7 protein-coding genes and 2 pseudogenes are annotated in these 6,205 nt (G+C 70.1%); 7 read left to right on the top strand and 2 right to left on the bottom strand.

The features are described from left to right. The 5 genes from KBX53_RS19035 to thpR all read left to right on the top strand — a co-directional run. The coding region (locus KBX53_RS19035; RefSeq protein ID WP_210860765.1) for an NCS2 family permease at window positions 1-531 on the top strand (531 nt) is incomplete at its 5' end. Window positions 532-650: 119 nt separating this feature from the next. Next, window positions 651-1,100, top strand: coding sequence for a MarR family winged helix-turn-helix transcriptional regulator (locus KBX53_RS19030; RefSeq protein ID WP_210860764.1), 450 nt, complete (start codon window positions 651-653; stop codon window positions 1,098-1,100). A gap of 71 nt (window positions 1,101-1,171) precedes the next feature. Beyond that, window positions 1,172-2,455, top strand: a complete 1,284-nt coding sequence (locus KBX53_RS19025) for an MFS transporter (RefSeq protein WP_210860762.1) — start codon at window positions 1,172-1,174, stop codon at window positions 2,453-2,455. A 105-nt stretch (window positions 2,456-2,560) separates the two neighbouring features. Continuing rightward, window positions 2,561-3,070: a hypothetical protein gene (locus tag KBX53_RS19020; protein WP_210860760.1), complete on the top strand. Its 510-nt coding sequence runs from the start codon at window positions 2,561-2,563 to the stop codon at window positions 3,068-3,070. A 12-nt stretch (window positions 3,071-3,082) separates the two neighbouring features. After that, window positions 3,083-3,661, top strand: coding sequence for an RNA 2',3'-cyclic phosphodiesterase (gene thpR / locus KBX53_RS19015; protein WP_030329632.1), 579 nt, complete (start codon window positions 3,083-3,085; stop codon window positions 3,659-3,661). Here the strand turns inward: thpR and KBX53_RS36435 are convergent. Then, window positions 3,631-4,071: pseudogene (locus KBX53_RS36435) on the bottom strand (MarR family transcriptional regulator); the annotation flags it as partial. The gene thpR and the pseudogene KBX53_RS36435 overlap by 31 nt on opposite strands. A 120-nt stretch (window positions 4,072-4,191) precedes the next feature. Further along, window positions 4,192-4,389, bottom strand: a pseudogene (locus KBX53_RS36870) (helix-turn-helix domain-containing protein); the annotation flags it as partial. A gap of 236 nt (window positions 4,390-4,625) precedes the next feature. On the opposite strand from KBX53_RS36870, the gene KBX53_RS19005 reads away from it, so the two are divergent. Together KBX53_RS19005 and KBX53_RS19000 are read left to right on the top strand one after the other, a co-directional pair. Continuing rightward, the gene (locus tag KBX53_RS19005; protein ID WP_210860756.1) at window positions 4,626-5,291 is read left to right on the top strand and encodes a DUF4097 family beta strand repeat-containing protein; all 666 of its coding nucleotides are present in this window, start codon (window positions 4,626-4,628) and stop codon (window positions 5,289-5,291) included. Between the two features lie 49 nt (window positions 5,292-5,340). After that, entirely contained in the window at window positions 5,341-6,162 is an 822-nt protein-coding gene (locus KBX53_RS19000) for an alpha/beta fold hydrolase (RefSeq protein WP_210860754.1), read from the top strand. Window positions 6,163-6,205 lie beyond the last annotated feature (43 nt).

Raw genomic sequence — 6,205 nt, 5'->3', positions numbered from 1 at the left:
GCGGTTGGCCAGGAGGGTGGTCTGCTCGACGAGCAGGGCACTCCGCCGAAGGCCAAGGAGATCCTGCTTGTCGACTCGATCGCCGCGGCGGCCGGCGGTGCGGCCAGCACCTCCAGCAACACGTCGTACATCGAGAGTGCCGCCGGTGTCGCGGAGGGTGCGCGGACCGGCGTGGCCAACCTGGTCACCGGCGCGCTCTTCCTGCTCGCGATGTTCCTGGCGCCGCTGGTCGTGATCGTGCCGTTCGAGGCGGCGTCGACGGCCCTGGTGGTGGTCGGTTTCTTGATGATGACCGCGGTGCGGACGATCGACTGGTCCGACTACGAGATCGCCATTCCGGCGTTCCTCACCATCGTGCTGATGCCGTTCACCTACTCGATCTCCAACGGGATCGGCGCTGGTCTGATCACCTTCGTCGTGGTCAAGTTGGCGCGGGGTAAGGCCCGGGAGATCCACCCGTTGCTGTACGGGGTGGCCGCGCTCTTCGTGCTGTACTTCCTGCGGGGGCCGATCGAGTCCCTGGTGCTCTGAGCCGAGCTGCGTCCGGGCGGGGAGTCGATCAGGATTCCCCGCCCGTACCATCTGAATCCCCTCGTGAGCCTGGTCATAACGGATGTCGTTAGCCATGCTCATTAGTTAAGCTAACTACTGTGACGGAGCGGACGGTGACGGCGAAACGCGTGCCACCGGCGCAGCTGGCTCCCCAGCTGCGTGATGCGATCACCCGACTCAACCGGCGGGTCCGACAGGCCCGGCCGGTCGGCGACCTCACGGTCACCCAGGTCTCCGCGCTCACCAGCCTGCGGCTGGCGGGCACGATGACACCCCGGGAGCTGGCCGACGTGGAGCGGGTGCAGCCGCCGACGATGACCAAGATCGTCGGGAAGTTGGAGGACCGCGGCCTCGTGCAGCGGACACCCCATCCGACCGACGGACGGCAGGTCATTCTCGCGGCGACCGAAGGGGCGCAGGCCGTGCTCGACCAGTTCGAGCGGGCCCGCGACGAGTGGTTGGCCCACCGGCTGGCCGCACTCGACGAGGACGAACGGGAGACCCTGCAGAGGGCCGCCGAGATTCTTCAGCAGCTCGCTCGCGCCTAAGCCGCACCCGCGCCACCGGGTCCGTGCCGTCACCTGTCGATGACGCGTACGTCCGAGGAGGCGCACCAAGAGTGCAGGCGAAGCTGAGCACGATGTTCCAGTCCCTACAGGTCCGCAACTACCGCCTCTTCGCATCCGGGCAGCTGATCAAGCTGATCGGCGTCTGGATGATGTTCATCGCCCAGGACTGGCTCGTCCTCGATCTGTCCGACAACTCGGCGACCGCGCTCGGCGTGGTCACCGCGTGTCAGTTCACCCCGGTGCTGCTGCTCACGCTCTTCTCCGGCCGGCTCGCCGACCGGTACGACAAGCGGGTCTTGCTCTTCGCCGCGAACGCCTTCTGGACCGTGCTGGCCCTCGGCATGTCAGTGCTGGTCCTCACCGACCTGGTGCAGCTCTGGCACGTCTTCGCGTTCGCCGCGCTGCTCGGCACCGCCAACGCCGTGGAGACCCCGGTCCGCCAGGCGTTCGTCTCCGAACTGGTCGGCACGCCCCTGCTGCCCAACGCGCTGTCACTCAACGCCGCCGTGTTCAACTCGGCCCGGATCGTCGGCCCGGCCGTCGCCGGCCTGGCCATCGCCGCGTTCGACGTGGGCCCGGTCTTCCTCTTCACCGCCCTCAGCTCGGTCGCGCCGCTGGTCAACGTGGTCCGGATGCGGACCGCCGAACTGCACCGCGACGCCCTGCTGCCGCGCGACGAGCGGGCGTCCGCGAAGGTGATCGACGGGCTGCGGTACGTCTGGCGCCGGCCCGACCTGCTGCTGCCGATGGCGGTCATGTCGGTGATCGGCATGTCGCTGTTCAACTTCCAGCTCACCCTGGCCGCGCTGGCCAAGACGGTATTCCACACCGGGGCCGCGTCCTTCGGCCTGTTCAGCACCGCCCTGGCCGTCGGCGCGCTCGGTGGCGCGCTCAGCGGCACCGGCCGGCGCAGCCGCCCGTCGGTCTGGCTGGTGCTGGGTGCGGCGGTCGCCTGCGCCAGCTTCGGCACCCTGGTCGGCTTCGCCGGGACGTACTGGCTGGTCGTGGCGCTGCTGGTGCCGACCGGCTTCTTCATGGTCTTCTTCGCCCAGGCCGCCAACCAGCGGGTCCAGTTGGGTGTGGACGCGGCCTTCCGGGGTCGGGTGATGGCCCTGTGGGTGCTGGTGTTCCTGGGGACCAACCCGGTCGGCGCGCCGCTGATCGGCTGGGTCGCTGAGCACTTCGGTGCCGGTGCCAGCATCTGGATGGGCGGGCTCATCTCGCTGGCCGCCGCGCTGGTCGCCCTCACCTGGCAGCTGCGCCACTCCGGTGCCCGGCTGCGCTTCCGGGTGCTGCCGATGCCCCGCTTCTACGTCACCTCCACCGACTGCTGAGGTTTACCGCGCGCCCGAGCTGGGCGGGCCGCGTCCGGTTGCGCGGATCGCGCGGATGCGGCCAAATCGCTGGCGGGGTGGCACGTCGGGGCTTAGCGTCGATACGTGGGTGTCGGACGCGCGCTGATGCTGGCCCTGGCGTTCCTCGCCGTGGCCACCTTGCCGGCGGCATTCGCCCTGCTCTTCTGTTACGACGAGATCGTCGACCGGGTGGTCTGCGGCTGGTCCGAGTGGCGTGAGCGCCGACGGGAGAAACGCACCATCGCCCGCCTCGACCGGGCCGTCGAGGCCGACGCGCTGACCCGGGACATCGACCTCAGCGAGTTCGACAGCGATGACCGCCGGCCGCTGGAGCAGCTCGCCGCCGACCTGCGCCGGCTCGGCGGTCAGCGGATCGGTGGCGCGGGCCGGTCGATGGTCTGGCACAGCGCGCTGCTGCAGGCGTACGACGACCGGCTTCGCCGCGCCTGTCGTGCCCTCGGCGTCGCCGAACACCTCGCCGAGCTGGAGGGCGTCGACCAGGAGATCGAGCGGGTCCGGGTCGAGGGCGTGCTGCACGCCGCCGGGCTGACCCTGCCGGCGGCCCGGGCCGGGCACCGGCAACGGCACCACTGAGAGACGCGGCGGTTGCGGCTCTTCGTCGCGGTCCACCCGTCCGTCGAGGCGGTCAACCACCTCGGCGCGCAGGTTGCCCGGCTGCGTGTCGGCGTGGCGGCTGCGGCCGGCAGCAACGTCCGGCTCGCCGATCCGGCCCATCTGCACCTCACCCTGGCGTTCCTCGGCGAGGTCGGGTCCGACCGGCTGGTCGAGGTGGAGAGCGCGCTCGGATTGGCCGCCGAGTCGTTCCGCGACGGCCGCGACGCCGTACCCCGGTTGAGCCTCGGTGGCGGTGGCCGGTTCGGTCGGGGCCGGTCCACGGTGCTCTGGGTGGACCTGCGGGGAGACATGCAGGCGCTGCACGACCTGGCGGGGTTGGTCCGGTCGCGGCTGCGGAACGCCCGGCTACCGCACGACGAGAAGCCGTTCCGCCCGCACCTGACCGTCGCCCGGCCCGGCGACCGGATGCCCCCGGCGGACGTCGAGGCCGACCGGGCCAGCCTGGACGGATATCGAGGTCCACCATGGCCGGTGCTCGAGCTGCTACTCGTGCGCAGCCACCTCGGCACCCCGCCGCGCTACGAACGGATCGCCGCCTGGCCGCTCTGATCCTGGGGCGTGGCTGTGGCCGGTCTGGTGTGCAGGACCTCGCGGGCCTGTTCGGCGGCGCGGGTGATGCTCTCGCTCATGAAGTCGAGGAAGCGGGCGATGTTCTCCAGCCTGGCTGCTGCGGGGGTGTGCGCACCGAGGACGGCGACGCCCTGGCGTGCGGTCTCGACGAGATGGTCGTTGGCCCGGGCGCTGGCGATCGTCGCCTGGTAGAAGAGCTCGTCGTCGACGACGTAGAGGTCGCGGCGGCGTTCGTCGCGGTGCCGCCGGACGAGGCTCTGGCTCTCCAGGAAGGCGATCGCCTTGGAGATGGACGCTGGGCTCACCTGGAGGTGCCGGGCGAGCTCGGACGCGGTGAGGCTGCCCGAGTCGGTGGTGTACAGACAGGTCAGCACCCGGGCCGCCATCCGGTTCAGACCCGAGGTCATGAGGACCGTGGTGAACGTCTCCTCGTATTCGGCGACGGCCCGGGCGTCCCGCCCGTGCGGTTGGGGTGCCGACTCGGCCCCCCGCGACGAGGACGGGCTGCGCCGGTGCGCGCGACGTTCGGTGGCCCGGTGCGCCAGGTCGGCGCGGTAGGCGGTGGGGCCACCGTTGCGCATCACCTCACGCGTGATCGTCGAGGTGGGACGGTCGAGGCGCCGGGCGATCTCCGCGTAGGGGAGGCTGTCGGCCAGCCCGGACGCGATTTGCTGGCGTTCCTGCTGGCTGAGCCTGCCTCCGGGCATCGCTGTCTCCTTGGTGATCCGGCAACGGCGTTCGCTGCCCCCACGGTAGCGTTCACTCCCTTCTCATTGCAATGGCGCGGCGTTCAGGCGTTGCGTTATCTCGTCGTCCATTGCAATGATTGTGTGCGGTCTAGCTGCGAAAATGCCTGCCCTACGCAACGAAGTCGTTGCCGGATTTTGGAAAGCAACGTAGCGTTTCAAATATCAGAAACAACGGCCACGCACGGGAGAGCGCCATGCAGAAGTTCGACACCCCCGCCCCGATCTCCGCCATCCTGAACATCCCCGCCGGACGCATCCAGCTCATCGCCGCACACCGGGCCGACACCACCGTCGAGGTCCGTCCGGCTGACCCCGCCAAGAGCCGCGACGCCAGAGCCGCCGAGCAGACCGCCGTCGCCTATGCCGACGGCGTCCTGCGGATCACGACGGCGGACCCGGGCAACCCGCTCTTCGGTCCGTCCGGATCCCTGGAGGTCACCGTTCAGATGCCCGCCGGCTCCCGCATCGACGGCACGTCCGCCAGCGCCGAACTCCGTAGCGTCGGGCGTCTAGGGGACGTCGCCTTCGAAGGGGCGTACCGCCAGATCAAGATCGATGAAGCCGCGAGCGTCCGCCTCACCGCGATCGACGGCGACGTCGAGGTCGGCCGGCTCAACGGCCCCGCCGAGATCAGCACCGCGAGGGGTGACATCCGGATCGCCGAGGCCGTGCACGGCACGGTCGTGCTCCGTACCCAGTCCGGCGACATCTCGGTCGTCGCCGCCACCGGCGTCTCGGCCGCCCTGGATGCCGGCACCGGCTTCGGCCGCGTCAGCAACGGCCTCAAGAACGACGGCACCACCGCGCTCGACATCCGCGCCACCACCTCTTACGGCGACATCACCGCCCGCAGCCTCTGAGTCGCACCCGACCTTCCACCCGACCTTCCACGCGACCAGGAGTGCAGACATGACGATCCCTAACACCAGTTCGACGTGGACCGGCATGGTGCCGGTCGACGACACGGCCCTTGCTGTCACCGACACCGGCGGCACCGGCATCCCCGTGGTCTACCTCAACGGCCAGTTCGCCACCCAGGGTTACTGGCGGCGGGTCATCGCCGACCTCGGCACCGGATTCCGCCACATCACCTACGACGAGCGGGCCCGCGGCAAGAAGTCGAAGCGTTCGGCGGACTACTCCTTCGAGGCAGTCGTCCGGGACGTCGACGCCGTGCTCTCGGCCCGGAACGTCGACCGGGTGCTACTGGTGGGCTGGTCCTACGGAGCGGTCGTCGGGGCGCACTGGGCCCACCGGAATCCGGAGCGCGCCCTGGGCGCGGTCCTCGTCGACGGCGCGTTCCCGCACGACTGGCTCGACGAGGCCACGGCGCAACGGATCCGCACGCTGTTCCGCCGGATGAACCTGTTCATGCCCCTGCTGCGCCCGACCGGCCTGACCCCACGGATGAACGCCGACCAGATGGCGAACAGCAACATCGAGCTGGGCGAACTCTCCCGCGAGCGGGCGCTGGGCCCGGTGCTGGACGCCATCACCGTCCCGGTGCGGTACGTGCTCGCCTCGGGAAGGTCCCTCGGCAGTCGCGGTGACGAGCAGGAAAAGATCCGGGCCAGCCTCGACGCGGTGATCGCCCGCAACCCGAACATCACGATCGGCGCGAAGGTCGCCAGCAATCACGGCGCGATTCTCAAGAAGGACTTCCGGGCCGTGGCCGATGCCGTACGCCTGGTCGCCGCGCCGCACCGCGAAGGCGCCGCAGACAGTCGGTGAGGACCGAACGCGCGCGGTGACGGGTGACGCGAGGTCACCCGTC

The sequence above is a fragment of the Micromonospora sp. M51 genome, from assembly GCF_018070305.1.
Taxonomy (GTDB): Bacteria; Actinomycetota; Actinomycetes; order Mycobacteriales; family Micromonosporaceae; genus Micromonospora; species Micromonospora parva.
The sequence above is the reverse complement of the archived record's forward strand: the minus strand, read 5'-3'. Positions and strand labels throughout refer to the sequence as shown.